This is a genomic window from Ancylobacter sonchi (assembly GCF_018390695.1).
Classification (GTDB): Bacteria; Pseudomonadota; Alphaproteobacteria; order Rhizobiales; family Xanthobacteraceae; genus Ancylobacter; species Ancylobacter sonchi.
Window position 1 is genome coordinate 118,246 of the sequence record NZ_JAHBGF010000033.1, and the last position, 25,386, is coordinate 143,631.

At 68.0% G+C, this 25,386-nt stretch carries 22 protein-coding genes and 1 pseudogene; 9 read left to right on the forward strand and 14 right to left on the reverse strand.

What is annotated here, in order from left to right; translation table 11 throughout:
• The 7 genes and pseudogenes from KHC28_RS20150 to KHC28_RS20180 form a co-directional block, all read left to right on the forward strand.
• Positions 1 to 216, forward strand: a pseudogene (locus tag KHC28_RS20150) (hypothetical protein); the annotation flags it as partial.
• A gap of 11 nt (positions 217 to 227) precedes the next feature.
• Positions 228 to 1,271: an ABC transporter substrate-binding protein gene (locus tag KHC28_RS20155; protein ID WP_214010164.1), complete on the forward strand. Its 1,044-nt coding sequence runs from the start codon at positions 228 to 230 to the stop codon at positions 1,269 to 1,271.
• Between the two features lie 33 nt (positions 1,272 to 1,304).
• Positions 1,305 to 2,147 carry an ABC transporter permease gene (locus KHC28_RS20160; RefSeq protein WP_214010165.1) on the forward strand — a complete coding sequence of 281 codons (843 nt, stop codon included), beginning with the start codon at positions 1,305 to 1,307 and terminating at the stop codon, positions 2,145 to 2,147.
• A 40-nt stretch (positions 2,148 to 2,187) separates the two neighbouring features.
• On the forward strand, positions 2,188 to 3,528 hold the full coding sequence (locus tag KHC28_RS20165) for an LLM class flavin-dependent oxidoreductase (protein ID WP_214010166.1): 1,341 nt from the start codon (positions 2,188 to 2,190) through the stop codon (positions 3,526 to 3,528).
• 100 nt (positions 3,529 to 3,628) lie between these two features.
• Positions 3,629 to 4,660 carry an amino acid ABC transporter substrate-binding protein gene (locus KHC28_RS20170; RefSeq protein WP_214010167.1) on the forward strand — a complete coding sequence of 344 codons (1,032 nt, stop codon included), beginning with the start codon at positions 3,629 to 3,631 and terminating at the stop codon, positions 4,658 to 4,660.
• A 7-nt stretch (positions 4,661 to 4,667) separates the two neighbouring features.
• Positions 4,668 to 5,861, forward strand: coding sequence for an amino acid ABC transporter permease (locus KHC28_RS20175; protein ID WP_312893285.1), 1,194 nt, complete (start codon positions 4,668 to 4,670; stop codon positions 5,859 to 5,861).
• Positions 5,858 to 6,949, forward strand: coding sequence for an amino acid ABC transporter permease (locus tag KHC28_RS20180; RefSeq protein WP_312893286.1), 1,092 nt, complete (start codon positions 5,858 to 5,860; stop codon positions 6,947 to 6,949). Before KHC28_RS20175 ends, KHC28_RS20180 begins: the two co-directional genes overlap by 4 nt.
• Here the strand turns inward: KHC28_RS20180 and KHC28_RS20185 are convergent.
• The 6 genes from KHC28_RS20185 to KHC28_RS20210 are packed head-to-tail and all read right to left on the reverse strand — an operon-like array spanning position 6,946 to position 13,112.
• Entirely contained in the window at positions 6,946 to 7,800 is an 855-nt protein-coding gene (locus tag KHC28_RS20185; RefSeq protein ID WP_214010168.1) for an ABC transporter ATP-binding protein, read from the reverse strand. The genes KHC28_RS20180 and KHC28_RS20185 overlap by 4 nt on opposite strands.
• Positions 7,797 to 8,705 carry an ATP-binding cassette domain-containing protein gene (locus KHC28_RS20190; RefSeq protein WP_214010169.1) on the reverse strand — a complete coding sequence of 303 codons (909 nt, stop codon included), beginning with the start codon at positions 8,703 to 8,705 and terminating at the stop codon, positions 7,797 to 7,799. The genes KHC28_RS20185 and KHC28_RS20190 overlap by 4 nt, the downstream gene beginning before the upstream one ends.
• Positions 8,706 to 8,717: 12 nt before the next feature.
• Positions 8,718 to 9,611 carry an ABC transporter permease gene (locus tag KHC28_RS20195; protein WP_214010170.1) on the reverse strand — a complete coding sequence of 298 codons (894 nt, stop codon included), beginning with the start codon at positions 9,609 to 9,611 and terminating at the stop codon, positions 8,718 to 8,720.
• On the reverse strand, positions 9,608 to 10,597 hold the full coding sequence (locus tag KHC28_RS20200) for an ABC transporter permease (protein WP_214010171.1): 990 nt from the start codon (positions 10,595 to 10,597) through the stop codon (positions 9,608 to 9,610). The genes KHC28_RS20195 and KHC28_RS20200 overlap by 4 nt, the downstream gene beginning before the upstream one ends.
• Positions 10,590 to 12,143 carry an ABC transporter substrate-binding protein gene (locus tag KHC28_RS20205; protein WP_214010172.1) on the reverse strand — a complete coding sequence of 518 codons (1,554 nt, stop codon included), beginning with the start codon at positions 12,141 to 12,143 and terminating at the stop codon, positions 10,590 to 10,592. Before KHC28_RS20205 ends, KHC28_RS20200 begins: the two co-directional genes overlap by 8 nt.
• A 27-nt stretch (positions 12,144 to 12,170) precedes the next feature.
• Positions 12,171 to 13,112 carry a homocysteine S-methyltransferase family protein gene (locus tag KHC28_RS20210; protein WP_214010173.1) on the reverse strand — a complete coding sequence of 314 codons (942 nt, stop codon included), beginning with the start codon at positions 13,110 to 13,112 and terminating at the stop codon, positions 12,171 to 12,173.
• Positions 13,113 to 13,250: 138 nt separating this feature from the next.
• Here KHC28_RS20210 and KHC28_RS20215 point away from each other — a divergent pair, with 138 nt between their 5' ends.
• Positions 13,251 to 14,486, forward strand: coding sequence for an acyl-CoA dehydrogenase family protein (locus tag KHC28_RS20215; protein ID WP_214010174.1), 1,236 nt, complete (start codon positions 13,251 to 13,253; stop codon positions 14,484 to 14,486).
• A 20-nt stretch (positions 14,487 to 14,506) separates the two neighbouring features.
• On the forward strand, positions 14,507 to 15,847 hold the full coding sequence (locus KHC28_RS20220) for an LLM class flavin-dependent oxidoreductase (RefSeq protein ID WP_214010175.1): 1,341 nt from the start codon (positions 14,507 to 14,509) through the stop codon (positions 15,845 to 15,847).
• A 133-nt stretch (positions 15,848 to 15,980) separates the two neighbouring features.
• Here the strand turns inward: KHC28_RS20220 and KHC28_RS20225 are convergent, their stop codons facing one another.
• From KHC28_RS20225 to KHC28_RS20260, 8 genes are read right to left on the reverse strand one after another with little or no spacing between them, the layout of a single operon-like run.
• Positions 15,981 to 16,976, reverse strand: a complete 996-nt coding sequence (locus tag KHC28_RS20225; protein WP_312893287.1) for an aldo/keto reductase — start codon at positions 16,974 to 16,976, stop codon at positions 15,981 to 15,983.
• Complete coding sequence (locus KHC28_RS20230; RefSeq protein ID WP_376772768.1) at positions 16,973 to 18,472, reverse strand: NAD(P)-binding domain-containing protein; 1,500 nt, start codon at positions 18,470 to 18,472, stop codon at positions 16,973 to 16,975. Before KHC28_RS20230 ends, KHC28_RS20225 begins: the two co-directional genes overlap by 4 nt.
• Positions 18,473 to 18,479: 7 nt before the next feature.
• Positions 18,480 to 19,739 carry an SfnB family sulfur acquisition oxidoreductase gene (locus KHC28_RS20235; RefSeq protein WP_214010178.1) on the reverse strand — a complete coding sequence of 420 codons (1,260 nt, stop codon included), beginning with the start codon at positions 19,737 to 19,739 and terminating at the stop codon, positions 18,480 to 18,482.
• Between the two features lie 54 nt (positions 19,740 to 19,793).
• Complete coding sequence (locus KHC28_RS20240; RefSeq protein ID WP_214010179.1) at positions 19,794 to 20,822, reverse strand: ABC transporter substrate-binding protein; 1,029 nt, start codon at positions 20,820 to 20,822, stop codon at positions 19,794 to 19,796.
• A 39-nt stretch (positions 20,823 to 20,861) separates the two neighbouring features.
• Positions 20,862 to 21,896 (reverse strand): ABC transporter substrate-binding protein, encoded by a 1,035-nt coding sequence (locus tag KHC28_RS20245; protein WP_214010180.1) that lies wholly within the window; start codon positions 21,894 to 21,896, stop codon positions 20,862 to 20,864.
• A 51-nt stretch (positions 21,897 to 21,947) separates the two neighbouring features.
• Positions 21,948 to 22,658: an ABC transporter ATP-binding protein gene (locus KHC28_RS20250; RefSeq protein ID WP_214010281.1), complete on the reverse strand. Its 711-nt coding sequence runs from the start codon at positions 22,656 to 22,658 to the stop codon at positions 21,948 to 21,950.
• 49 nt (positions 22,659 to 22,707) lie between these two features.
• Positions 22,708 to 23,613 carry an ABC transporter permease gene (locus KHC28_RS20255; RefSeq protein WP_214010181.1) on the reverse strand — a complete coding sequence of 302 codons (906 nt, stop codon included), beginning with the start codon at positions 23,611 to 23,613 and terminating at the stop codon, positions 22,708 to 22,710.
• A complete protein-coding gene (locus KHC28_RS20260; protein ID WP_214010182.1) occupies positions 23,610 to 25,346 on the reverse strand; it encodes a rhodanese-like domain-containing protein in 1,737 nt (578 codons plus the stop codon). The genes KHC28_RS20255 and KHC28_RS20260 overlap by 4 nt, the downstream gene beginning before the upstream one ends.
• Positions 25,347 to 25,386: the final 40 nt, after the last annotated feature.

Genomic DNA, 25,386 nt, shown 5'->3' on the forward strand with positions numbered 1-25,386 from the left:
CGGCCGGGGCGCATCAAGGCGATGGTCGATGTCGACCTGCCGCGCGCCGATCTCGACGCCGACATCCGCTCGCATCCCGACTTCGCCCGCTACCGGCACGAGATCTGGGATCTCATGCGCAGCGAGATCGCCCGCGCCCGCGCGCCCGTGGCCCCGACATTCTGGTCCGATCCGACGCCTCCGCGCGAGCGTCCGCAGACCGCCTCCTCCAACTGAAAGCACCAACGATGCGCTTCACCCACAGCCGCCGCCTCTTCCTCGCGGCGAGCGCCACGGCACTGCTCACGGCGTCGGCCGCCCTCTCCATCGCGCCGGCCAGAGCGGCGGACGGGCTCGAAACCAAGGTGATCCGCTATCAGTCGTCGACGGGCGCGGACATCAGCCCGCTGGAGCTCGCCGATGCGCTCGGCTATCTCGCGCCGATCACGCTGGAGCGGGTCGGCGACGTGCAGGGCGGGCCGGCCAATCTGCAGGCGGCGGCCACCGGCCAGGTCGACATCGCCTCGGCGTTCAACGGTGCGGTGCTCAACATCGTCGCCGCCGGCGCGCCGCTGACCTCGGTGGTGAGCTGGCGCGGCACCAACGAGCTGACCTCGCCCGGCCTCTACGCGCTCGACGACGGCAAGATCAACAATGCCCGCGACCTGATCGGCAAGAAGATCGGCGTGAACACGCTCGGCGCCAACCAGGAGGCGGTGAGCAGCATCTATCTCGCCAAGGGCGGCCTCTCCCCGGAGGAGATCAAGCAGGTCACCTTCGTGCCGCTGCCCACCCCCAATGTCGAGCAGACCCTGCGCAACGGTCAGATCAGCGCCGCCAGCCTCGGCTTCACCTTCCGCGACGCGGCGATCGCCCGCGGCGGCATCAAGGCGCTGGCGCGCAATGTCGACCTGTTCGGCAGCTACAACGACAATACCGGCGTGCTGCGCAACGACTTCATCGCCAAGAACCCGAACACCACCAAGCACCTCGTCTCCGCCATCGCCCGCGCCATCGCCTGGAGCCAGCAGAAGGAGAAGGAGGACAAGCGCGCCGAGGTGATCGAGGTCTATTCGAAATATCTGGCGAGCAAGGGACGCGGCGAGGGGCTGGCCCCGCTGAAGTACTGGCAGAGCCTCGGCATCGAGACCGAGGGCGGCTGGATCAAGAAGCAGGACTTCGCCATGTGGGTCGACTGGCTCAACTCGCGCGGCGAGGTCGATGCCAAGGCGCTCGAGCTGTCCAAGGTCTATTCCAACGCGTTCAACCCCTACTGGAAGGGCGGCGAGTGACGCCCCGCGGGGCGCGCCCGGAGGGAGAGGCCGATGTCGATCATCGCAACGGATGAGGATCGCGGCAGGCTGTCGGTGGGGGCGTCCGCCGCGCGCCTGTCCGGTGGGCTACGCGTGCTGGGCGGTTTCGCCTGGAAATCGGCGTCGCTGGTCGCCGTCTTCGCGCTGTGGGAGCTGCTGCCGCGGCTGGGGCTGGTCGACCGGGTGTGGTTTCCCCCCTTCACGCAGGTGCTTGGCGTTATCGTCCAGATGCTGCGCAGCGGCGAGTTGCAGAACCACATCGCCGGCAGCCTGATCCGCTCGGTGATCGGCTTCGGCCTCGCGGTGTCGCTGGCGGTGCCATTGGGGCTGGTGATCGGCTGGTATGCGCGGGTGCGCGACTTCCTCACCTCGGCGCTGGAATTCTTCCGCAACACCTCGGCGCTGGCGCTGCTGCCGGTGTTCATCCTGTTCCTCGGCATCGGCGAGGCCTCGAAGATCGGCATCGTTACCTTCGCCTGCTTCTTCCCTATCCTGCTCAACACCATCAGCGGGGTGAAGAGCGTCGATCCCTTGCTGATCAAGTCCGCGCGCTCGCTGGCGCTCTCGGCCCCGGCGATCTTCGCCAAGATCATCCTGCCCTCGGCGGTGCCTTCGGTGTTTACCGGCTTCCGCCTTGCCGCCCAGAGTTCGATCCTGGTGTTGATCGCTGCCGAGATGGTCGGGGCGACGCGCGGGCTCGGCTACCTGATCAACTACGCGCAGTTCAATTTCCTGATCCCGAAAATGTATGCCGGCATCCTCACCATCGCCCTGATCGGGCTGGCGGTGAACCAGCTGCTGGTGACCGCCGAGCGCCGGCTGTCGCGCTGGCGGACGCCCACCTCCAATGCCTGAGCGCCGCACATCGCCTCCGGCCCAGTTCAACAGGTGACCCATGAGCTCACGTCCCCGCCAGCTGCATTTCAACGTCCATGTCTCGACCGGCGGCAACCATGAGGGCGCCTGGCGCCATCCGCGTTCGGAGCCGGTGCGGCTGACCTCGCTCGACTATCAGCGCAAGGTTGCCGGCATCGCGGAGCGCGGCAAGCTCGACGCGGTGTTCTTCGGCGACTCGCCGTCGCTGTCGGACAATGTGAAGCTGCGGCCGGTCGAGCAGCTCGATCCGGTGGCGCTGCACGGGGCGCTGAGCGCGGTAACGACGAATATCGGCCTCGCCGCCACCATCTCGACCAGCTTCAACGAGCCGTTCAACGTCGCGCGCAAGATCGCCTCGCTCGACCTTTTGAGCGGCGGCCGGGTCGGCTGGAACATCGTCACCACCAGCAGCGAGAACGCGGCGCGCAATTTCGGGCTCGATGGCGTGCTTGCCCACCGCGACCGCTATCGCCGCGCCGAGGATTTCGTCACGGTGGTGAAGAAGCTGTGGGGCAGCTGGGACGCCGACGCCATCGTGGATGACCGCGAGGCCGGCATCTATGCCGATACCAGCCGCATCCGGCCGGTCGTGCATGAGGGCGAGTTCTTCAAGGTGCGCGGCCCGCTCAACGTGCCGCCCTCGCCGCAGGGACGGCCCGTGCTGATCCAGGCCGGCTCGTCGGAGACCGGCGTTGCCTTTGCCGCCCGCCATGCCGAGGTGGTGTTCACCGCCCAGCGCACGCTCGAGGACGGGCAGGCCTTCTATCGCGAGCTGAAGCGGCAGGTGGCGGAGAACCGCCGCAATCCGGACGATGTGAAGATCGTCGTCGGCATCAGCCCGATCATCGGCGGCACCGAAGCCGAGGCGAAGAAGCTGGCGCAGGAGCTGAACGAGCTCACCGTGCCGGAATACGGCCTGCGCCAGCTCAGGCAGTTCAGCGGCGTCGATCTCTCCTCCTATCCGCTCGACGCGCCGGTGCCGCTGGAGGCCTTCCCCGACGCCGAGACGGTGGAGACCCATCGCAGCCGCACCGCGCTGGTGATCGAGCTTGCCAAGCGGGAGAAGCTGACCATCCGCCAGCTCTTGCACCGACTGGCCGGGGCGCGCGGCCACCAGACCTTCGTCGGCAGCACCGATCAGCTCGCCGACCGCATCGAGGAATGGTTCAAGGCCGGCGCCGCCGACGGCTTCAATTTCATGCCGGCCTATCTGCCGGGCGGGCTGGAGGACTTCGTCGACGGCGTCATCCCGATCCTGCAGCGGCGCGGGCTGTTCCGCCGCGACTATGAGGGCACCACGCTGCGCGACCATTACGACCTGCCGTTCCCCGATCGAGCGCACACCGAGCGGGCCGCCTGATTCCCAGCCGCACGTCTCTCCTGAAACCCGTATTGCCGCCAGCGCCGCTCCGGGTTCCGGGCCGGGGCTGGCGGCCCGATCTCCAACCCAAGGATCGATCATGGCAGTGCATTCCTCTCCTCGCGGCTGGCGCGCGCTTGTCGCCACCACGCTCATCGCGGCCTCCAGCCTTACCTCGGGCGCCGCCTTCGCCGGACCGACGCTCGATAAGATCAAGGAGCGCGGCGTCATCAAGGTCGGCGTCGGCACCACGCCGGGATTCTTCGCCCCCGACAGCAACGGCAAGTGGCAGGGCTTCTTCATCGACTATGGCCGCGCGCTGGCGATCACCGTGTTCGGCGACCCGGAGAAGGCCCAGTTCACCTCCTCCTCGCCGCAGCAGCGCCTGCCGGCACTGCAGTCCGGCGAATTCGACGTGCTGCTGTCGGGCGTGACGGTGACCATCAGCCGCGCGCTGAAGCTGGGCTTCCATTTCGGCCCGACCATCTTCTATGACGGCCAGGCGATCCTCGCCCGCAAGGAAACCGGCGTGAAGACCGCCGCCGAACTGGACGGCTCCACCATCGGCGTGCAGAGCGGCACGACCGGCGAACTGAACATCGCCGACTTCTTCCGCAAGAGCGGCCACAAGTTCACCCCGGTGACGATCGAGGACACCAGCGAGTTCATTGCCGCACTCGAGGCCGGGCGCGTCGACGCCATCACGCAGGATTCCTCCGACCTCGTGGGCAAGCTCACCCAGCTGAAGAAGCCGGACGACTACATCCTGCTGCCCGAGCGCCTGTCCAAGGAGCCGCTCGCTCCCGCCATCGCCGGTGGCGACGACCGGTGGCTGGAACTGGTCAACTGGACCGTCAACGTGACCATCCAGGCCGAGGAATGGGGCATCACCTCGAAGAATGTCGACGAGTTCCTGAAGTCGGACGACCCGGCGATCAAGCGCTTCCTCGGTGTCGATCCCTCGCTGGCGGAGACCATCGGCCTCGACCCGAAATGGGCCTACACCATCATCAAGACGGTGGGGAACTACGGCGAGATCTTCGACCGGCACCTGAAGCCGCTCGGCTGGGAGCGCGGCTACAACAACCTCTGGACGAAGGGCGGGCTGCTCTATTCGCCGCCGTTCCGCTGATCGTCCGGTGACAGACGACAGCAAGACGGTCCCGGCCTTTGCGAAGGCCGGGCCGCTAAGGGATTTCGCGGCATGGTGGGGACCGCGACCACTTGCGCAGGTCGCGGTCTTTCTCGCCGTCATTGCGCTGTTCTACATGCTCGCCTCCAACACGGTGGCGAGCATGGCCCGTATCGGCATCAGCCCCGGCTTCGGCTTCCTCGATCGCGCTGCCAATTTCGAGATCGGCGAGAGCCCGATCGCCTTCGGCGCCGGCGACACCTATGCGCGCGCCATTCTTGCCGGCCTGCTAAACACCTTCAAGGTCGCGGCGTTGGGCTGCGTGCTGGCGACCGTGCTGGGCGTGGCGCTTGGCGTCGCGCGGCTTTCGGGCAATCTGCTGTTGTCCGGCCTCGTGCGCTGGTACGTGGAAATCGTGCGCAACACGCCGCTGCTGCTGCAGCTGTTCCTGTGGGTCGCGCTGGCCCATGCGCTGCCCGGCCCGCGGCAGGCGCTTGTGCTGTTCGATGCGGTGTTCCTGACCAATCGCGGGGTGTTCGTGCCGCGTCCTGTCGTGGACGGGCTGCCGGCGTGGGGCATGGCGACGGTCGTCCTCGTCCTCGGTGCATGGATCGTCCATTTGTGGAGCGGTCGCCGGCGGGCGACGAACACGCCGCGCCGGGTGCTCGTCTCGGGAGTGGCGACGTTTATTGCCCTTGCGGCGATCCTGCTGCTGGCGGGTGCGCGGGTCGCCGTCGAGGTGCCGGCGCTGGCGGGCTTCAACATTCGCGGCGGCGCCAGCCTGACGCCGGAATTCGCGGCGCTGCTCGCGGGCCTCACGGTGAAATTCTCGGCCGCCATCTCCGAGGTCGTGCGCGCGGGCATCCTGTCCGTGCGCGCCGGCCAGTGGGAGGCGGGCCGCGCGCTCGGCCTGCGCGACGGACAGATCATGTGGCGGGTGGTGCTGCCGCAGGCGCTGAGGGTCATCACTCCGCTCACCACCTCGAACTATCTCGACCTCATCAAGGATTCGAGCCTTGCGGTGGCGATTGGATATCCCGACCTCGTGAGCATCGTGAACACCACCGCCAACACCACCGGGCAGGCCTTCGAGGCGCTGCTGATCCTGATCCTCGTCTATCTCGCGATCAATCTCGGCGTGTCGGCGCTGATGAACCTCTATAATCGCCGCATCGCCCTGCGCGGGGAGGCGCCGGCATGACGGCGATCGAGCTCGCGGTCCCGCGACGCATGGCCCGCCCGCCCGGCCGCGCTCTGACGACACTGCGGCGCGGGCTGTTCGGCTCCTGGCTCAACGGCCTTGTCACGCTGGCGACCGTGGCGCTGCTGGCCGTCATCGTGCCGCCCCTGCTGCGCTGGCTGGTGATCGACGCCACCTGGAGCGGCAGTGCCGCCGATTGCCGTGCCGGAGATGGCGCCTGCTGGGCCTTCATCGCCGCCAAGATCCGCTTCATCCTGCTCGCCTTCTATCCGGCCGAGCTGCAATGGCGGCCGGTGCTTGCCTGCGTGTTGATGCTCGGCCTGCTCGCCGCCACAGCGCTGCCCCGCTTCTGGCGACGGGAACTGGCGATCGCCTGGCCTGCGGTGATTGCCGCATGCTGGCTGCTGATGGCGGGACTTCCGGGTCTCATCGCGCCGGTGTCGTCCAATCAGTGGGGCGGCCTGCCGGTGACGCTGATCATCTGGGCGGTGTGCTTCGCCTCGGCGCTGCCGCTGGCGGTACTGCTGGCGCTGGCCCGACGTTCGAACATGGCCGGTCTGCGCCTGCTGAGCGTCGCCTATATCGAGCTGATGCGCGGCATCCCCATGGTGGCGATCCTGTATTTCGCCATGCTGATCCTGCCGATGGCGCTGCCGGCCGGCCAGTCGATGGACAAGATCCTGCGCGCAATCATCATGATCGCTCTGTTCTGGGCTGCCTATATCGCCGAGGTGGTGCGCGGCGGACTGCAGGCGGTGCCGGAGGGGCAGAGGGAGGCGGCCGCCACGCTCGGCCTGGGCTATTGGCGGATCATGCAACTCGTCGTCCTGCCGCAGGCGCTGCGCGTGGTCATTCCCGGCCTCGTCAATCAGGCCATCGGCTTCCTGCTGGCCACCTCGCTGCTGGCGGTGATCGGCATCTTCGACCTGCTCAACGCCGCGAAGGCCTCGGCGGCCGATCCGAGCTGGCTCGGATTCTACGACGAGGCCTATCTCGTCGTCGCGGCGATCTATTTCGCCTTCGGCTATGGCGGCTCGCGCTACAGTCTGTGGCTGGAGCGGCGCCTGCACCGGGAACGACGCGACTAGAGGGACGGCGCGGCGGGCGGTCGCGTCGAGGGACGATGGGCGGCGAGCAGCGCCTGCGTGTACGGATGGCGCGGGGAGGCGAACAGCTCCTCGACCGGTGCCACCTCGCACAGCTCGCCGCGATAGAGCACGGCGATACGGTCGGCGAACCAGCGCGCCACCGCGAGATCGTGAGTGATGAACAGCAGCGACAAGCCGGTCTCCGCCTTGATGGTGCCGAGCAGCGCCAGCACGGAGGCCTGCACGGAGACGTCGAGGGCGGACACGATCTCGTCGCACAGAAGGAGCCGTGGCCGGGCGGCGAGGGCGCGGGCCAGCGCAACCCTCTGGCGCTCGCCGCCGCTGATCTGCGCCGGATAGCGCCACGCATAATCCTCCGGCAGGCGCACGGCGTGGAGCAGTTCGATGACCCGGCGCTCGCGCTCGGCCCGCGACAGGTCGAAGAACAGTTCGAGCGGCCGCTGGATCGCCTGTCCGACGCGATGCCGATGGTTCAGCGAGGCATCGGGATTCTGGAACACGATCTGTATCTGCCGCCGCAATTCGACGGAACGTTGCTGCGCCAGCGCCGGGAGCGCGCCGCCGCTGAAGAGGACGTGCCCGGCGCTGGACGGCTGCAGGCCGGCGACGATGCGCGCCAGAGTCGATTTGCCGCTGCCGCTTTCGCCGACCAGAGCGAGCGTCTCGCCCGGCCGCAGCGACAGCGAGACCTGCCGCAGCACCTCCGGCGCAGCCGGCGCACGCCCGAACAAGGGGCGCCGGTGGCCATAGCGTGCACTCAGCCCCTCGATCGCCAGCAGGGGCCGGGGCTCCGAGGGCACGGCATGGGTGGCCGGAAACAGCGCGTTCATGGCTGGATGGCCCGGAAAAAGCCGAGCCCGCCATGGTTGGTATCGAGCCGGCCCGCCTCCGGCCGGTCGCGATTGCGCCAGGGCGGCGGCTCGTCGAGCCTCGGCACCGCCGCCACCAGCCGGCGCGTATAGGCGTGCGCGGGCGCCTGGAGAATGGCGGCGGCCGAACCGCTCTCGACGATCCGTCCCTCCGACATGACATCGATGCGATCGCAGAGATCGGCGAGGGTCAGGAGATCGTGCGAGACGAAGACGAGGGTCACATTCGAGCGGCGGCGGATCTGCCACAGGAGCTCGATCAATCCTCGCCGAATCTGCGCGTCCTGCCCGGTTGTCGGCTCGTCGAGCAACAGGAGCCCGGGTTCGCTGGCCAGCGCCAGCGCCAGCGCGATGCGCTGCTGCTGGCCGCCGCTGAACTGGTGGGGAAAGCGCACGAGGGCGCCGTCGGGATCGGGGAAGCCGACGGCGGCCAGTTGCGCATGGGCGCGAGCTCGGCGCGCCGGCGCGTCGAGTTCCGGGCGGTGAGCACGCAGGACGTCGTCGAACAGGGTCGCGATCCGCCGCGTCGGGGTCAGGCTGGTGCCGCCGTTCTGCGGCACGAAGCCGATATGGCGACCGCGTAGGGCGCGCAGCCGCGCGGCAGGCAGGCCGAACAGCTCCTCGCCCTCGATCCGTATTTCTCCTGCGGCGATGCGCCGGCCCGGACGGTTCTCGCCGAGCAACAGCGACACCAGCGTCGACTTTCCGCAGCCGGATTCGCCGGCGAGGCCGACCGCCTCGCCGCGATGAATCTGCAGATCGAGATCGCGGATGACAGGCCGCCAGCCCGTCTGGTGCCGGTATTCGACCGTGAGGCCCTCGACGGCAACCAGCGGCTCTGGGGATGGCAAGGCGGATGAGATCATGATCCCGTTCCTCTAGCGGGCCGGCCCGAGCGCGCGGGCGATGCCGTCGGTCAGCACATTCACGGTGAGCACCAGCGCGGCGATGGCGAGGGCCGGCGCCACCACTGGCCAGATCGAGGCATCGAGCGCGCCGCGCCCCTCATTGATCATCGCGCCCCAATCGGGAGTTGGCGGGGGGGCGCCGAAGCCAAGAAAGGCCAGCGCGCCGATGAGGATCACCGCCCAGCCGGTGCGGATGGCGAACTCGACGAGCAATGTGCCGGCGACATTCGGCAGGATCTCATGCCATGCGATGGCGAAGCGACTCTCGCCGCGGGCTTTCGCCGCCAGCACGAAATCCTCTGCCACGAAAGCGAGCGCGGCGGCGCGCACGACGCGGGTCGAGCTCGGCACCGCGAGCAGCCCGACCGTGACGATCACGACGGGAATGCTGGGACCGAGCGCGCCGACCACCAGCAAAGCGAGGATGACCGAAGGAATGCTCGCCACGATTTCGAGAACGCGCATGCCGATTTCGTCGACGAGGCCGCCGGAATAGCCGAGCACCAGGCCGAGCCCGCCGCCGACCAGCACGGTGAGCGCCGCGGCGCTGCCGGACATCAGCAGGGCGGTACGCCCGCCATAGAGGACGCGGCTGAGCACGTCGCGGCCGAGCGTATCGGTTCCGAGAAGGTGCACCAGCGACGGCGGCTCCAGCGGGGAGCCGACGAAGATTTCTATCGGCGAGAACGGAGCGATCCACGGCGCGAGGGCGCTGGCCGCCACCGCCGCCAGGAGCAGCAGTAGCGCGAGGCGGGCCGCAGGCGGGAGGCGCGCCAGAAAGTCGCCGACCGCGCGACGTCGCGCGCCGGCGGGCGCCAGCGGCACGGTCGCGACAGGCTCGGCGAAACGCTTGCCGGGGCTCATGACGTCTGCGTCCGCAGCTTGGGGCTGAGCAGGGTGGTCGCGATGTCGGCGGCGAGATTCAGCGCGACATGCGTGCCCGACAGGATCAGGGCGATCGCCTGGATGATGGGGACGTCGTGGAAGCGCACGCCCTCGACCAGCAGCCGGCCGAGGCCGGGATAGTTGAACACCGCCTCGACGACCACGATGCCACCGACCAGCCAGGCGGCGTTGAGGGCGATGGCGTTGATCGCCGGACCGAGTGCGCTCGGCAGCGCGTGAGAGAGCAAGATCCGCACCGGCGGCAGCCCGCGTAGCCGCGCCACGCGCACGAAATCGGAATTGAGTACCTCGATCATCGAGTCGCGGGTCTGGCGCACCACATAGGCGGTCATCGCGGCATTGAGCGCGAGGACTGGCAACACCAGCATCCACAGCGCCTCCGTCCAGGAGTTCGCCTGGTCGATCAGCGCCAGCGGCGGAAGCCAACCCAGCTCCACCGAGAATACGACGATGAGGAATATGCCGATCACGAAATCGGGCACTGACATGGCGACGAGCACCAGCGCCGAGAGGGCGAGATCGAGTGGACCGTCGCGGGTGAGCGCGCAGGAAACACCGATGAACAGGCTCAGCGGGATGTGGATGGCCAGCACGAGGGCGCCGAGCAGGAATGTGTGGCGCAGAGGCTGGGCGAGCGTGTCGGCGACCGGCCGTTTCGAGACCATCGACACGCCGAGATCGCCTTTCACGACGTTGCCGAGCCACCGTCCGTAACGGACGATGGCCGGATCATGCAGGCCCATCTCGTTGCGCAGGATGGCGACGGATTCCGCTGTCGCCTCCCGCCCGAGTGCGCGCTGCGCGGTGTCGCCCGGCAGAATCTCGACGGCCGCGAAGATGACCGCCGAGATCACGAAGAACGAGACGAGCGACAAAAGGATCCGGCGCAGGACAAGCCGCAGCACCGGATCCGCCCCGCTGAGGCGCGAGGCGACCTCAGCCATCGATGGTGATCCCCGAGAAATCCTGGGATTCGAGCTTCGGGTGACGCTTCCAGCCCTTCACATTCGTCCGGCTGCCGCTGATCGTGTCGACGAAGAACGGGATGACGGTGCCGCTCTCGTCGCGCAGCAGCGCCTGCGCCCGCGCCAGGATCTCCGCCCGCTTCTCCTCGTTCACGGTGAGGCGCGCCTGCGCGATCAGCTGATCATAGGCCTTGCTGTACCAATGGGATTCGTTCCACTTCGAATCCGACAGGAAGGACAGGGTGAGCGCATCGTCCACCGTGGTGGCGTCCCACGACGTGGTGACGAACGGCTTCTTGAGCCACACATTGGTCCAGAAGTCGGCCGAGGGCGAGGTAACGATGTTGATGCGGATGCCGGCCGGCTCGGCCTGCGCCTTGTAGGCAGCGGCAAGCTCCGACAGGCCGGTGCCGTTGAAGGTGTGCAGCTCGACATCGATGCCGTTCGGGTGGCCGGCATCGGCGAGAAGCTTCTTCGCCGCCGCGATGTCGTACTTCCGCTGCTCGGTCTGCAGCGCGAATTTCTGCCACGGGCCGACCGGAAGGTCGTTGGCCACCACGCCGCGCCCGCCGGTGACAGCCTTGAGCAGCTGCTCACGGTTGGCGGCAAGCTTCAGCGCCTGGCGCACCCGCACATCGTCGAAGGGCGGGGTGTCCGAGAAGGCGGCGAGGCCGAACCAGCGCGAGGAGCGTGTGGTGTCGATCTTGACGTTCGCGTCCTTCTCCAGTCGCTGGAGGCCGACCAGCGGCAGTTCCAGCACGATGTCGACCTGCCCGTAGCTCAGCGCGGCGATGCGGGCCGCTTCCTCGGGAATCGTGCGGACCTCGACGCGGTCGACGCCCGGCCGGCCGGGCTGCCAATAGCCGGGATGCCGCACGAAGATGCCGGGATCCTCGCCGGGCACGAAGCGCTCGACCTTGAAGGGGCCGGTGCCGATGCCGGTGGTCTTGAGCTGCTCGGTGGTCTGCCCCTGCCGCACGATGCTGGCGAGGCGGTGGGTGAGCTGGAGCGGGAACTCCACGACCGGCTGGCGCAGCGTGAACTCGACGGTGTGGTCGTCGACGGCACGGATCTTGGCCGGATCGACGGCGCCGAGCACGGTGACGGCGCGCGAACCCAACGCCGGATCGAGGATGCGGTTGAAGGTGAACAGCACATCCGCGGCGGTGAACGGCGCGCCGTCGTGGAAGGTCACGTTCGGGCGTAGCTTGAAGGTCCAGACATCGCCGACATCGTTGGTGGACCAGGATTCGGCAAGCTGCGGCTTGGCCGAGAAATTCTCGTCGAGGGTGACGAGGCGCTCATAGACCAGGGTGATGCGGGCCTGATTGGCGCCGCTGCCGACGGTAAGGGCCGGGTCGAGCGTCGAGTTGGGGCCATCGGCGGCACCGCCGGCGATGCGCAGCGTCTTCACGCCGTTGGCGGCGCGAACGGCCGGAGTGCCGAAGGCGAAGGAGCCACCGAGCGCCGCTGCTCCGGCGAGGAGGCTACGGCGCGAGGGCTGAAACTGATCGAAAGCAGACATGGACGTCATCCGTGATGGGAGGCGGGGTCAGGAGGCGATCTCGTCGACGACCCAGCGGAGCTGGGCGATATGTTCGGGGCTGGCCCCGCAACAGCCGCCGAAGATGCGCGCCCCGCCGGCGCGCCAGTGGCGCGCGTGATCTGCGAACACCTGCGGAGGGAGGTCGTCGCGCAGCGGCGCCGACTGGTTCTCGTATTCTTCCCATTTGCCGGGATCGAGCTTGCGGTCCTTGTAGCCGGTGCGCTTGTTGAGGCCGGGCTTGAAGGCGTTGGCATAGGCGCCGAACGGTTTGCCGAGCGCGCCGAACTCCCCGAGCGCGGCGTCGATGCTCTCCGGCTGGCAGCAATTGGCGAGGAAGGCGGCGATGGGCAGGTGCGCCAGGGCCTCGACCGCCTCGGTGACGGTTTCCCCGCTCCACAGCCGGCCGGAATGATCCTCGTGCAGCGAGAAGGCGACCCACACCGGCTTGCCGATCTCGACCGCGGCGGTTGCCGCCGCCAGCGCCTCGGCCGAGCTCGACATGGTCTCGCAAATGTAGAAATCGACATAGGGGGCGAGCAATTCGGCCTGCTCGCGATAGCGCGGCAGCAGCTCTTCGAAAGGCAGCACCAGCTCGGGACGATAGCTGCGCGACAGCGGCGGCAGGCTGCCGGCAATCGCCACCTCCTTGCCGACTTCGTCGCGGGCGCGGTTGGCGAGTTCGCCGGCAAGGCGGTTCAGTTCCGCGTAGCGTTCACCGAGGCCGCCCTCGGTCAGGCGGTCGCGCAGGATGCCATAGGTGTTGGTGGTCACGACGTCGGCGCCGGCACGGATGAAGTCGGCATGCACGGACTGCACGGTCTGCGGCGCCAGCAGCAGGGCGGTAGCGGACCAGAGATCGGTCAGGATCGGCACGCGGCGCTTGAGAAGCTCGATGCCCGTGCCACCGTCGAGCAGCAGCGGGCGATCAAAGTCGAAGGTGGCCGTCATAGGAAAATACTCCAGCCCCGCTGATTGCCGGGGCCGGCCTATGGGGAGGTGGTTCATGTGAGTTGTCAATAAAAAATATAAATTATATAGAATATTGGTGCGACGCTGCACGTCCGCCGTTTCAAGGGACCGCATGACATGACCACCATCCTTTCAGCCGCTTCGATCGCGAACGCCGCTCCGGTGAGCGACAGCCTTGCGGATCCCCTCGAGGTCATCTTCCGGCACATCGCCGAAGGGGCGGCCGAGCGCGACCGGCTTCGCCTCCATCCCCACGACGCGGTGAAGGAACTGAAGCGAGCGCGCTTCGGCGCGCTGAGCCTGCCGCGTGAGGAAGGCGGCGGCGGCGCGGGGCTGCGGCAGGTGATCGAGCAGGCGATCCGGCTCGCCGAGGCGGACGCCAATGTGGCGCACATCTTCCGCAACCATTTTCTGTTCGTCGAGCGCTTCCTCGCCACCGGCCCGGACGTCCGACGCGATGCCTGGCGCCGTGCCGTGCTGGGTGGCGCGATCGTCGGCCTCGCCAGTACCGAGCTGGACCGCAAACAGACAGGCGGCGCCTCGGATTTCAGCACGCTGCTGACCCCCGACGGCGCCGGTCACCGGCTCGACGGCCGCAAATATTACAGCACCGGCACTTTCTACGCCGATCTCGTGCTGGTGCGGGCGACCATCCCGGGGCAGGGCGGCACTTCCGTGGTGATCCCGACCGACCGTGCGGGCGTCGAGCGCATCGACGACTGGGACGGCATCGGCCAGCGCGTCACCGGTAGCGGCACGACGGTGTTCTCCAATGTCGCCGTCGAGCCGCAGGAGGTGCTGCCGGACGGCGGCAACCCGCCTTATCTGCTGCCGTTCACCTCGACGCTGGCGCAGGTCTACGTCACCGCCATCATCGTCGGCATCCTGCGGGCGGCTAAGCGCGACGCCGCCGACCTGCTGAAGGGGCGCGGCCGCAATTTCTACTACGCGCCGAGCGAGCGGACCGTCGACGACCCGATTCTTCTGCAGGCCTTCGGGCGGCTGTCCGGCGATGCCTTCGCCGCCGAACTCGCGGTGCTGGCGGCCGCCGACGCGCTCGAGCGCGTCTCGAGGGCGCGCGAGGAGGGGCGGACCGATCTGGAGGAGCTCGCCCATGAGGCCGCGCTGATCGCCGCCAAGGCGAAGATCGTGGTCGACGAACTGGCGCTGCGCTCGACGACGGCGCTGTTCGACGTCGGCGGCGCCTCGGCGGCGCTGCGCGAGCGCGGGCTCGACCGCCACTGGCGCAACGCCCGTACGCTCGCCTCGCACAATCCGGCGAGCTACAAGGCGCTGGCGGTCGCCGGCTACGAGATCAACGGCACCCGCCTGCCGTCGCTCGGCTTCTTTTGAACGCGACGGAGGAACCGACCGTGAGCGAGCGCAGCCTGCATCTCAACATCAACATCCTCAATTCCGGATTCCACAGCGGCGCCTGGCGCGCGCCGGCGGCGGATGCGCGGGATTTCCTCGACATCAACCATTATGTCCGCGCCGCCCGGACCGCCGAGCGTGGCACATTCGACGCCGTGTTTCTCGCGGACACGCCGAGCTTTTCCGACCGGCCGGAATACCGGCCTTTCAACGCGCTGGAGCCGACGGTGATCCTCACCGCCATCGCCGCCGCGACCTCGCATATCGGGCTGATCGGCACCGCCTCCACCAGTTACAACGATCCCTACAATCTGGCGCGCCGCTTCGCTTCGCTGGATCTGGTGAGCAATGGCCGCGCGGGCTGGAACGTCGTCACCACCGCGGATTCCGGCGCCTCGCGCAATTTCGGCTTTGACGGCGCGGGGGCGCATGCCGACCGCTACGAGCGCGCCGCCGAGTTCACCGAGGTGGTGAAGGCGCTGTGGGGCAGCTGGGAGCCCGACGCCTTCATCGGCGACAAGGCGAGCGGGCGCTTCGTCGACGTCTCGCGTGTTCATCCGATCGAGCATCGGGGCCGGCATTTCCGGGTGCGCGGGCCGCTGTCGGTGCCGGGCTCGGCGCAGGGGCGGCCGGTGGTCGTGCAGGCCGGGGGCTCGGATGACGGGCGCCACCTCGCCGCGCTGCATGCCGACGCCATCTTCTCCGTGGCGCACACGCCCGAGGAAGCGATCGCCTTCGCCGACGACATACGCGCCCGTGCCCGCGCGCTGGGACGCCGCGATACCATCGTCTTCCTGCCAGGGTTGGGCACGACGCTCGCCCCCACCGAGGCGGAAGCGCGTCGGCGACAGCAGGAGCTGTTAGAGCTGATCGATCCGGTCTACGCGGTCGCCCGCGTCGCCGGGTTGTTGCAGGTCGATCCGGGACGGCTTTCGCTCGACAAGCCGCTGCCGGACGATCTCGTGGTGCCGCCCGACGGCATGCAGACGTTCTCCGCTGCCACGCTGGCGCTTGCGCGCCGCGACCGGCTGACGGTGCGCGATCTGGTGCGCATCCTCGGCGGCAGCACCGGCCACCGACTGTTCGTCGGCACGCCGGAGCAGCTTGCCGACGACATCGAGCGCTGGTTCCTCGCCGGTGCCGCCGACGGCTTCAATCTGATGCCGGATGTGGTGACCGACGGCCTTGAAATCTTCGTCGATCATGTCGTGCCGCTGCTGCGGCGGAAGGGCATCTTCCGCTCGCACTACGAGGGCGCGACATTGAGGGAGCGTCTCGGCCTCGAACTGCCGCCGCGGCTGCCATCGCCGGCGGCCGAGACGATTGTCGCTGCCTCTTGATCAAACCGTCCGTGCGGGTGGCCGGCGTTCGCTCGGTCGCCCGCTCGTGCCGGCGCTGCAGAACCAGCGACGGCACGTCGACCCGGACGGCGTAGGCGGTGCCGGCAGTCGGTGAGCCGGCGCCGATGGGGCCTCAGGCCGGGCGGTGCTTGCGCGTCAGCTCGGAATCCTTCGGATATCGGGGAGCTGGGGCTGACACCTTGTCGAGCCGGGCCCGGGCTTCGGCCGGCAGCTGCCAACCGCTGGCGGCAAGGTTGGTGCTGAACTGCTCGACCGTGCGAGCGCCGAGGATCACGCTCGGCACGGCCGGCTGCTCCAGCAGCCAGCGTATGGCGACACTCGCCGGCGAGCGGCCGAGTTCTGCCGCCACGTCCAACAGGGTGCCAAGGGTCGCCTCGCTGTTGGGGGACAGGAAGGGAATGCGGTTGCTGAATCCCTGTCCGTCCTGCGAGCGCGTGCCGGCGAGCGTCTCGCCGACGCCGCGATACTTGCCGGTGAGCAGGCCGCCGGCCAGCGGTCCCCACGGCACCACGCCGACCTGCTTGCGTTCGGCGACGGGAATGATCTCGTCCTCGATGTCGCGCACCAGCAGATTGTACTGGGGCTGGTAGATGACGAAGCGCGCGAGGTTGCGCGTCTCGCTGATCCAGATCGATTCCAGCAGTCGCCACGCCTCGAAGTTCGAGCAGCCGATATAACGGACCTTGCCCTGCCTCACGAGATCGTCGAGCGCGCGAAGCGTCTCCTCCAGCGGCGTATCGGGATCGATGTGGTGGACGTAGTAGATGTCGAGATAGTCGGTACGCAGGCGCGACAGGCTGTCCTCGACCGCCCGCAGGATATGCGCGCGGGAGGTGCCGCCATTGTTCGGGGCCGGCGTGACCGGATTGCCGAACTTCGTCGCGATCACCACCTCGTGCCGCCGGTCGCGCAGCAAGTCGCCGATCAGCGTTTCGGAGGCGCCCTTGGCGTAGGTGTTGGCGGTGTCGATGAAATTGACCCCGGCTGCCAGCGCGGCATCGAGAATGGCGCGCGCCTCCTCGGCTCCTGTCTCGCGACCGAAGGTCATGGTTCCCAGGCAGAGTTCGGAAACCTTTAGCCCGCTCAAGCCGACATTATTGTATTTCACGTTGAAGCTCCGATGGATCCTTGGAGGTCGTCTGCCGCGTCGGCGTCGCGATATTCGTCGCCGTAGAGTTCCTTGTCCTCATAGGCGAGGATGGCCTGCCAGTGCCGTTCGACGTCGCTGACGAAGAGCGTCGAGGCGAGCTGGTGGGCGAGCCAGACCGCGCCGTCGCTCACCTGCGGAATGTCGCTGCTCACGCGGCCCAGGCTCATGGTCGCCCCGTGATTGAAGCAGTGGATGTCCTTCAGGAAGGGGGCCGCGCCTGGGGTCTTCTCAAGGAACTCGAACGAAGGGCCAAGGAAGGGGTAGCGCTCGAGCTCCTCGTCCTCGTCCCCGATCGCCGGCGGCAGCCGGTCGCGCCAGAGCGCGATGTGCTCGGCAAAGTCGGCGATCTCCGCCTGCCGGGCGACGTCGACATCGAAGCCGGTCGCCGTGATGATGAGGTCGGCGGCGATGCGCCGGCCGTCCTTCGCCACGATGACGGCGGTGTCGCCGTGAGCCTCGATCCGCTCGATATGGAAGCTGAAGTGGAAATAGGCGTTCGGATGCCGGCTGACGCGCAGTACCGAAGGGCGTGGGGCCGGCGAGCGGTAGGATTCGGTATAGCGCTTGATCTTCCACTGCCATTCCGGCGACAGCGCCGGATAGCCATAGGTGAAACCATCGACGCCCACGGCCCGCATCTTGTTGATGCCCAGCATCTTCGGGCGCCGGGCGAGGATGCGGGCCTCGGCGGCGCCGTTCTCCAGCGCGGTGGCGGCATTGTCCATGGCCGAGGCGCTGGCGCCGACCACGACGACGCGCTTCCCGGCCAGCCGGGCGAAATCGATCGGGTCGATCGAATGCGCCCATAGATGCCGTGGCAGCGCGGCGACCAGTTCCGGCGTGCGCACGCCGCCGAGCCCGTTGCGCCCGGTCGCCAGCACGAGCTTGCGCGTGAGGATGAAGGGCTGCGCCGCGCCTTCCACATGGAGTTTCAGCACGCCCTCGAATGGCTCGATGCGCGTCAGCCGCACGCCGTTTTCGACCGGCAGGTCGAGCACGGTGCGGTACCAGGTCAGGTAGTCCATCCATAGAGGGCGCGGGATGCGCCCGAGTGCCTCCCAGCCGGCGACACCGTGCTGGGCGGTGTACCAGGCACGGAAGGTCAGGCTCGCCATGCGCAGCGAGGGGCCGATCAGCGTCTTCTCCGAGCGCAGCGTCTCCATACGCGCATAATCGATCCACGGCCCTTCCGTGCCACGCGCCTTGCCGTCGAGCATGCGGAAATTCAGCAGGCCGATCTGGCGCATGGCGAAGGCGGCCGCGAGGCCGCACATGCCGGCGCCGACGATGACGACGTCGCTGACCTTGCCGTGAACGGGATGGACGGTTTCCGGCACCCAGTTCTTCGGCGGATAGTTGATATAGGCCAGTTCCTCGCGGATGCGGTCTTCCAGGAGACGAAGTCCGTTCTCCTGCGCGTCCGGCCGGCGCGGTTGCAGATTGACGATCGACACGGCGGCCTCACTCCGCCGGCGCGGGGCGATAGGGGTGGCCCATCGTCCAGGGGTCGGCGAGCTGGCCATTCAGGTAGAAATTGCCGACCGCGTGGTATTTCCAGCGGATGCCGTCATGCAGCGTGTGGGTGCGGGCGTTGCGCCAGTGGCGGTCGAGATTGTGACGGGCGTGGGTCGCCTGGGTGCCGGCGAGCTCGAACAGCTTGCTGCTGGCGGCAAGCGCGACGGCGGTGGTGAGGATCTTCGCCTCTGCCACCGCCACCAGTGCCTTCGCGGCATCCGCCTCGCGGCCGGAGACGATGGCCTCGTCGATCAGGCGGCCGGCACGGTCCTGAAGCGCTTCGGCCGCATGATATTGAACCGTCACCTCGCCGATGTCGCGCACGGCGATGGGGTCGTCGGCCGCACGGGCGATGCCGCTGCCGCGGGCGGGATGCGCGAGCGTCGAGACGAAGCGGATCGTGTCGTCCAGCGCGGCCTTGGCGATGCCGAGATCGATGGCGACATGAATGAACTGCGCCACGGCGCTCGCCGTGTGAATCCGGTCGTCGCGGGCGCTGCGCGGATAGACGAAATGGGCATCGACCAGAACACCGTCGAGTTTCACCGTGCCGCTCGCGGTGATGCGCTGGCCGAAACCATCCCAATCGTCGATCACCTCGAGCCCCGGCGTCTCGCGCGGCACATAGGCGTTCCAGTCATTGCCGTCCTCGTCGGTGCCGGTCAGCGACACCCAGCGGGCGAACAGTGCACCGGTGGCATAGACCTTGGTGCCGTCGATGCGGAAATGGTCGCCGAGGCGGGTAAACCGCGTCTTGTGTTCCTTGCTTGTCTTGCCGCCGGGCTCGGCGGTCGCGTTGCCGAACAGGCGACCCTGCAGGAACTCGCCAAGAATGAACGACCTGAGGTCTTCTTCCGCCAGGACACGCAGCTTGTCGGCGGCCGAGAAGTGGCTTTGCGGGATCTGCGCGATCGAGGGATCCGCTGCCGCGATCAGCGCGACGACGCGTCCGAGCGTGACATAGGAGGCGCCTGCGCCACCATGGGCCTTGGGAACGGTGATGCCGAGCAGACCGGACGCCGACAGGCGCTTCAGCTCGTCCCACGGCAGAATGCGCTCGCGGTCGCGCTTGCCGGCGTCCCGCGCGAAATCCTCCGCGAGCGCGGCGGCGATCGCCAGAGCCTCGTCGTCGCTGCGGATAAGGTGAACGGCAGGCTCTTCCGCTGCCTCGACCCGCCGCTGCGCGGCAACCGATTTATCGAGCATTCTGGACACTTTCTGGCTGAAGCGGGCAGGGCCCTGTGCGAGAGGCGTGGCGGATCAGTCGCGCGGGGCGGTCTGCCGGGCGAACTGGTCGGTGTAGCCCGCGGCGGCGTCGACCTTCTTCTTGATGATGCCGTTGGCGAAGAGGATGTCGGCGATCTCCTGCTGACGACCCAGCAATTTGGCGTCGAGCGGCTGGAATTCGCCCTGGTTGCGGCCGGCCTGCGCCTTGGCCTTCTCGGGCGTGAACTTCACCTTCTCGGCGTAGATGGTCTCCACCGCCGGAAGGTTCTGGCGATACCAGCCCCAGGTGTCGCGGATGCGCGAGAGGAAATCGCCGAGCGCGGCGCTCTTGACGGGGTCGGTCAGCACGTCGCCGCGGGTGGCGAACACGGTGAGGCCGGGAATGTTCAATTCGTCGCTGTCGAGCAGGACACGGGCTTCGCCCTTGTCGAGCGATTCCTTCACCCGCACATAGTCGCCGGAATAGGCGTCGACCTGCCCGGAATTGAAGGCAGCGGCGGCCTGATGGCCATCGCCGAGGATGACCGGCTCGACATCCTTTTCGGTCAAGCCGGCCTTCAACACGGAGAGCGCGTAGACGAGGTGGTTGACGCCGCCGACATTGAAGGCCCAGCTCTTGCCGCGCAGATCGGCAAGGCTGTTGATGTTGGCGCTGTTGCGCACTGCCGTGACGTCCGATGTCTTGCGATAGGCGGGGTCGGTGTTGCGCCACGCCGCGACGATGCGGAACGGCGCGGTCTCGGCCGTCCAGTCCTTCGGGCTGCGCGCCTGTTCGAGGATCAGTGAGGTATCACCCAGCCAGGCGACATCCAGCGAGCCGGAATGCAGCGCCGCGAGTTCGGGGGTGGGGCCGACGAGCACCGCCCATTCCAGGTCGAAGGGCGCATCCTTGAGGGCGCCCGACGCCTCGACGATCGCCGGAAAGCCGGGGTCCTGGGTGCCGACCACCAGCCGGGGGCGAGGTGTCTGCGCGGTGGCGGTGCCGGCAATGGCGAGCGCCAGCGCGCCACCCAGAACGAACCGGCCCAGCCGGTGAAACGCGCGACGACGGGTGAGGGACATGTTGGAACTCCAGAGGCAAAAGGGCAGGCAAAGGCAGCGCTACTGCGCCGCCGCGCCGCCGATGGTGAAGACGTTGTAGTCGCCGGAAAAACCGGCGTTCACGTCGACCTTGTTCTTGATGAAGCCGCGCTCGAACAGCACATCGGCGATGTTCTGCTCCTCCTTGAGGAGCTTGGCGTCGATCGGCACGAACTGGCTCTTGTTGCGGCCAGCCTGCGCCTCCGCCTTCTCGGGCGTGTACTTGACCTTGTCGACGTAGATCTTGGCCACGGCGGGCAGATTGGCGTCGTACCAGGCCCAGAGCTTGCGGCCGCGCTCGAGGAAGTCGGCCAGCTGCTTCTTGCGCTCGGGATCCTGCAGCACGTCCTGACGGGTGGCATAGACGGTGAGGCCGGGGATACCGAGATCATCGCCATTGAGCAGGATGCGCGCCTCGCCCTTGTCGACCAGCTCCTTCACCCGGACGAAGTCGCCGGAATAGACCTCCGTGCGCCCGGCATTGAAGGCGGCCGCCGCCTGGAAGCCGTCGCCGAGCTGAACGGGCTCGATGTCGCTCTCCTGAAGGCCGGCCTTCACCAGCGACAGCACATATTGCAGGTGGTTGATGCCGCCATAGTTGAACGCCCATTTCTTGCCGCGCAGATCGGCCAGCGACTTCACATCGGCGCTGTTGCGGACCACGGTGACGAGCTGGCGGAATTGCGGATCGAAGTTGCGCCAGCCGGCGACGATGCGCAGCGGGGCGGTGTCGGGCGTCCAGGGCGTGGTACTCTTGGCCTGTTCGAGGATGAGCGAGGTGTCGCCGAGCCAGCCGATGTCGACCGATTTGGAATAGAGCGCGGGGAATTGCGCCGCCGGTCCCGGCAGCACCGCCCATTCCACCTCGTAGGGGGCGTCCTTGTAGGCGCCGGACGCGTCGGCGATGTGCGGAAAGCCGGCGTCCTGTGTGCCGACGATCAGCTTGGGTTTCGGCTTGGCGTCCTGGGCGGCCGCCACACCGGGCACGGCGAGGAGCGCGCCGGCGAGAGGAAGGGAGAGGCCTGTCGCCAGCAGGTTGCGGCGGGTGATGGTCATGGGAAGGTTCCTTGGAAATGTCCGGGCGGGCGATCCGTTGCGGACCGCGGGTCAGTCGTGCCGCGCCGGCTGCGAGATGACGCCCAATTCGTCGAGCAATCGCTGACGCAACGTGCCGAAGCGGGCATCGGTGCGCAGCCGGGGCTTGGACAGGTTCACGCGGACATCGAGCGTGATGCGCCCGGCATTCAGCACGATGATGCGATCGGCGAGCACGATGGCCTCGTCCACGTCGTGGGTGACGAGTACCACCGCCGGGTGGTGACGCTCCCAGAGCTGGGCGACGAGATCATGCATGCGCATGCGGGTGAGCGCGTCGAGCGAGGCGAACGGCTCGTCCAGAAGGAGCAGGTCCGGTTCCACCGCCAGCGCGCGGGCGAGCGCCACGCGCTGGGCTTCGCCGCCCGACAGCGTCTTGGGCCAGGCATCGACATGCTGGCCGAGCCCGACCTCGCGCAGGGCGGCGATGGCGGTCTCGCGTGCCGGGCGGTTCTGGTCGTGGCCGATGACCACGTTCTGCCAGACCCGCTTGGCGGGGACGAGCCGGGGCTCCTGGAACACCACCGAGCGCGCCGTGGGCACCTGCACCGTGCCGGCGTCCGCGCGGTCGAGGCCCGAGAGGATACGCAGGATCGTGGTCTTGCCGGTGCCGGAATGGCCGAGCAGCGCGACGAATTCCCCCGGCGGAATCGACAGGTCGATGCCGCCGAGCACCTCGCGGCCGGAGAAGACCCGGCGTACGTCGCGCAGATGGACCGCCATGTCGGTGGGGGCGCCCGCCGGCTGCGGGTCGAGCGGGTGGAGGGCAGGGCTAGCCGAGGACAATATCGGTCCTCCAGGGCAGGAACAGGCGCTCGACGAAGGTCATGAACGCGGCCAGCGCCAGCCCGAGCAGGGCGTAGACGATGATGCCGGCGATGATGATGTCGACGCGCTGGTTCTGGTTGGCGATGGTCAGGATGTAGCCGATGCCGGAGCGGGCGTTGATCTGCTCGGCGGCGACCAGCGCCAGCAGCGACGAGCCGGCCGAGTAGCGCAGCCCGACGAGGATCGAGGGCAGCGCGGTCGGCAGGATGATGCGCCGGGCCAGCTTCTTGTGGTCCAGCCCGAAGATGATGCCGGCCTCGATCAGCTTGTTGTCGATACCGCGCACGCCGGCATAGGTGTTCAGATAGATCGGGAAGGCGGTGGCGGTGATGATCAGCGCGATCTTCGCCGTCTCGTTGATGCCGAACCACACGATGAACAGCGGGATCAGCGCGATGGACGGCACCATGCGCAGCATCTGCATCGGTCCGTCGAACACGTCGTCGCCGAGCTTCCACAGGCCGGCGAACAGGCCGAGGGCGAGGCCGAGCGAGCCGCCGATCACCAGGCCGGACAGCGCGCGAGCACTGGAGGTGACGATGGCGCTCTGCAATTCGCCGGTGACGATCAGCTCATGAAACGCCGCGAGGATGGCGGTCGGCGGCGGCAAGACATAAGTCGAGACGAGGCCGGCTTCCGACACGAACTGCCAGGCGGCGAGAATGAGAACCGGTACCAGCAGCCGGGTGGCGCGCCGTTGCCAGGGCGAAGCCTGCCGCCACCGTGTGCTCCTCGCTTCGCCGGGGCTGAGATCCTGAAGCTGCGGCGAACGCGAAATGCGGCCGCCGGCAGGTGCCCGCGACCGGGCGACGCTGGCGCCCTCCGCGAGCGTTGCGAGTGCGTCCGTCACCGTGCGCCTCCGTCCGTGCCTGCCGAGCGTGCGCCGGCAAGCGGAAAGCGCCGGAAGGGCGTGGTGTCGTCGCGTTCGACCTGGTCGGCGAGTTGCACCTCCCAGGCGAGGTGCTCACGGAACAGCGCGTGCCGATCCTCGGTATCGGCCTGATAGGCGTTGAGGCGGATGTCTTCATTGACGGCGTCGAGCGCCCGCGCGGCGCCGGCTTCGAGCGGAAGGCCAGCGGCCTTCCAGGCGGCGGTGCCACCCGTCAGCACCTTGACGGGGCGGCCGGTAATGGCCGCCGCCTCCGCCGCCGCCAGCGCGGCCAGCGCGCGATCCGGTCCGGCGATGACGACCGGCCCGGGGCCGCCCAGCTTCCTCAAGCTGTCGGCGAAGCGGGCGCGGATGGCGAAAAAGGCGCCGGGGATGTGCCCGAAACGATAGGCCCGGCTGGTGTCGAGGTCGATTACCGTCGCCGCGTCGCGCTCCAGCAGCGCCGACAGCGCGGCGACGTCGATGGTCGCGACGTCCGGCACCGTGCCCAGCACGGATACGGGTTCCGGTCCGGTCTCCAACGCGCCGTCAAGGCCGTCGGCATAGACGTAGACCTCGCCCCAGCCGATCTGGATCAGCCAGGACGCGGTGATGGTGGCGCGGATTGCGTCGGGACCGTCGATCAGCACCAGGCGGGCGTTGCGCGTCGCGACCCAGCGGTCCAGCCCCTGCACCAGCTGCCCGCCCGGCGTCGAGTACGAGCCGGGAAGATGGCCTGCCTCATATTCCTCCTGCCGCCGGACATCGAGGCGATAGAGGCTGCGCTCACCGGCTTCGGCGACGAACCGCCGATACGTGTCCCCATCGATGCGCCGCACGCCGAAGCGTTCGGTCAGTGTGGTGACGGATTGCTGCGCCCGTTCGAGATCGCGCGGCCCCGGTATCGGCAGTTCGCGCCGTTCGCCATGCGCGAGCTGATGGCCCTCCAGCAGCCAGGCCATGGTGCCATTGGCGAGCGAGACGACGCGGTTGGGCACGCCGGCATTGATCAGCGCCTGCGCGCCGATGATGCTGCGGGTGCGCGCGGCGCAATTGACCACGATGAGCTTTTCCGGCTGGTCGGCGAACTGGAAGGCGCGCTGCACCAGCTCGGCGCCCGGCGCGGCGAAGGCTCCCGGGATGCTCTTCTCCTCGAACTCCGACAATGTCCGGCTGTCGAGCACCACGAGATCTTCGCTGGCATCGAGCTTCGCCTTCAGCTCGGCGACGGAGATGTGTGGCGTGCCGTATTCGCGTTCGACGAACTCGCCGAAGCTCTTGCTGACCGAGCTGATGTCGGTGAACACCTCGTGCCCGGCGCGCCCCCAGGCGGCGAGGCCGCCTTCGAGCCGGCGAACATCGGAGTAGCCGAGTTCGCGCAGCCGGATCGCCGCGCGGGCCGCGAGGGCGCCGTCGCCAGCGTCGAACACCACTACCGGCGTCGTGCGGCGCGGCACCAGAATGCCGATGCGCACCTCCAGCCGGCTGAGCGGCGCGGAAACCGAAAGGAAGATGTGACCTTCGGTGGAATGTACTCCCTCCTCGCGTACATCGAGAAGAGCGACTTCGTTTTCGGACGTCAGAAGGTTGTGAAGATCCAGTACGGAAATCGTGTCGTATTTCCTCGAATTGTTTCCCCCGGCGGCGCTCGAAGACTCACTGGCAGTCCGCTCATTTCGCGCAATAGTTGAATCGTGGGCGAGAACGTCTGACATGATCTGTGCCTCAGGCTGATTGAAGTGCTTGGTGACGCGC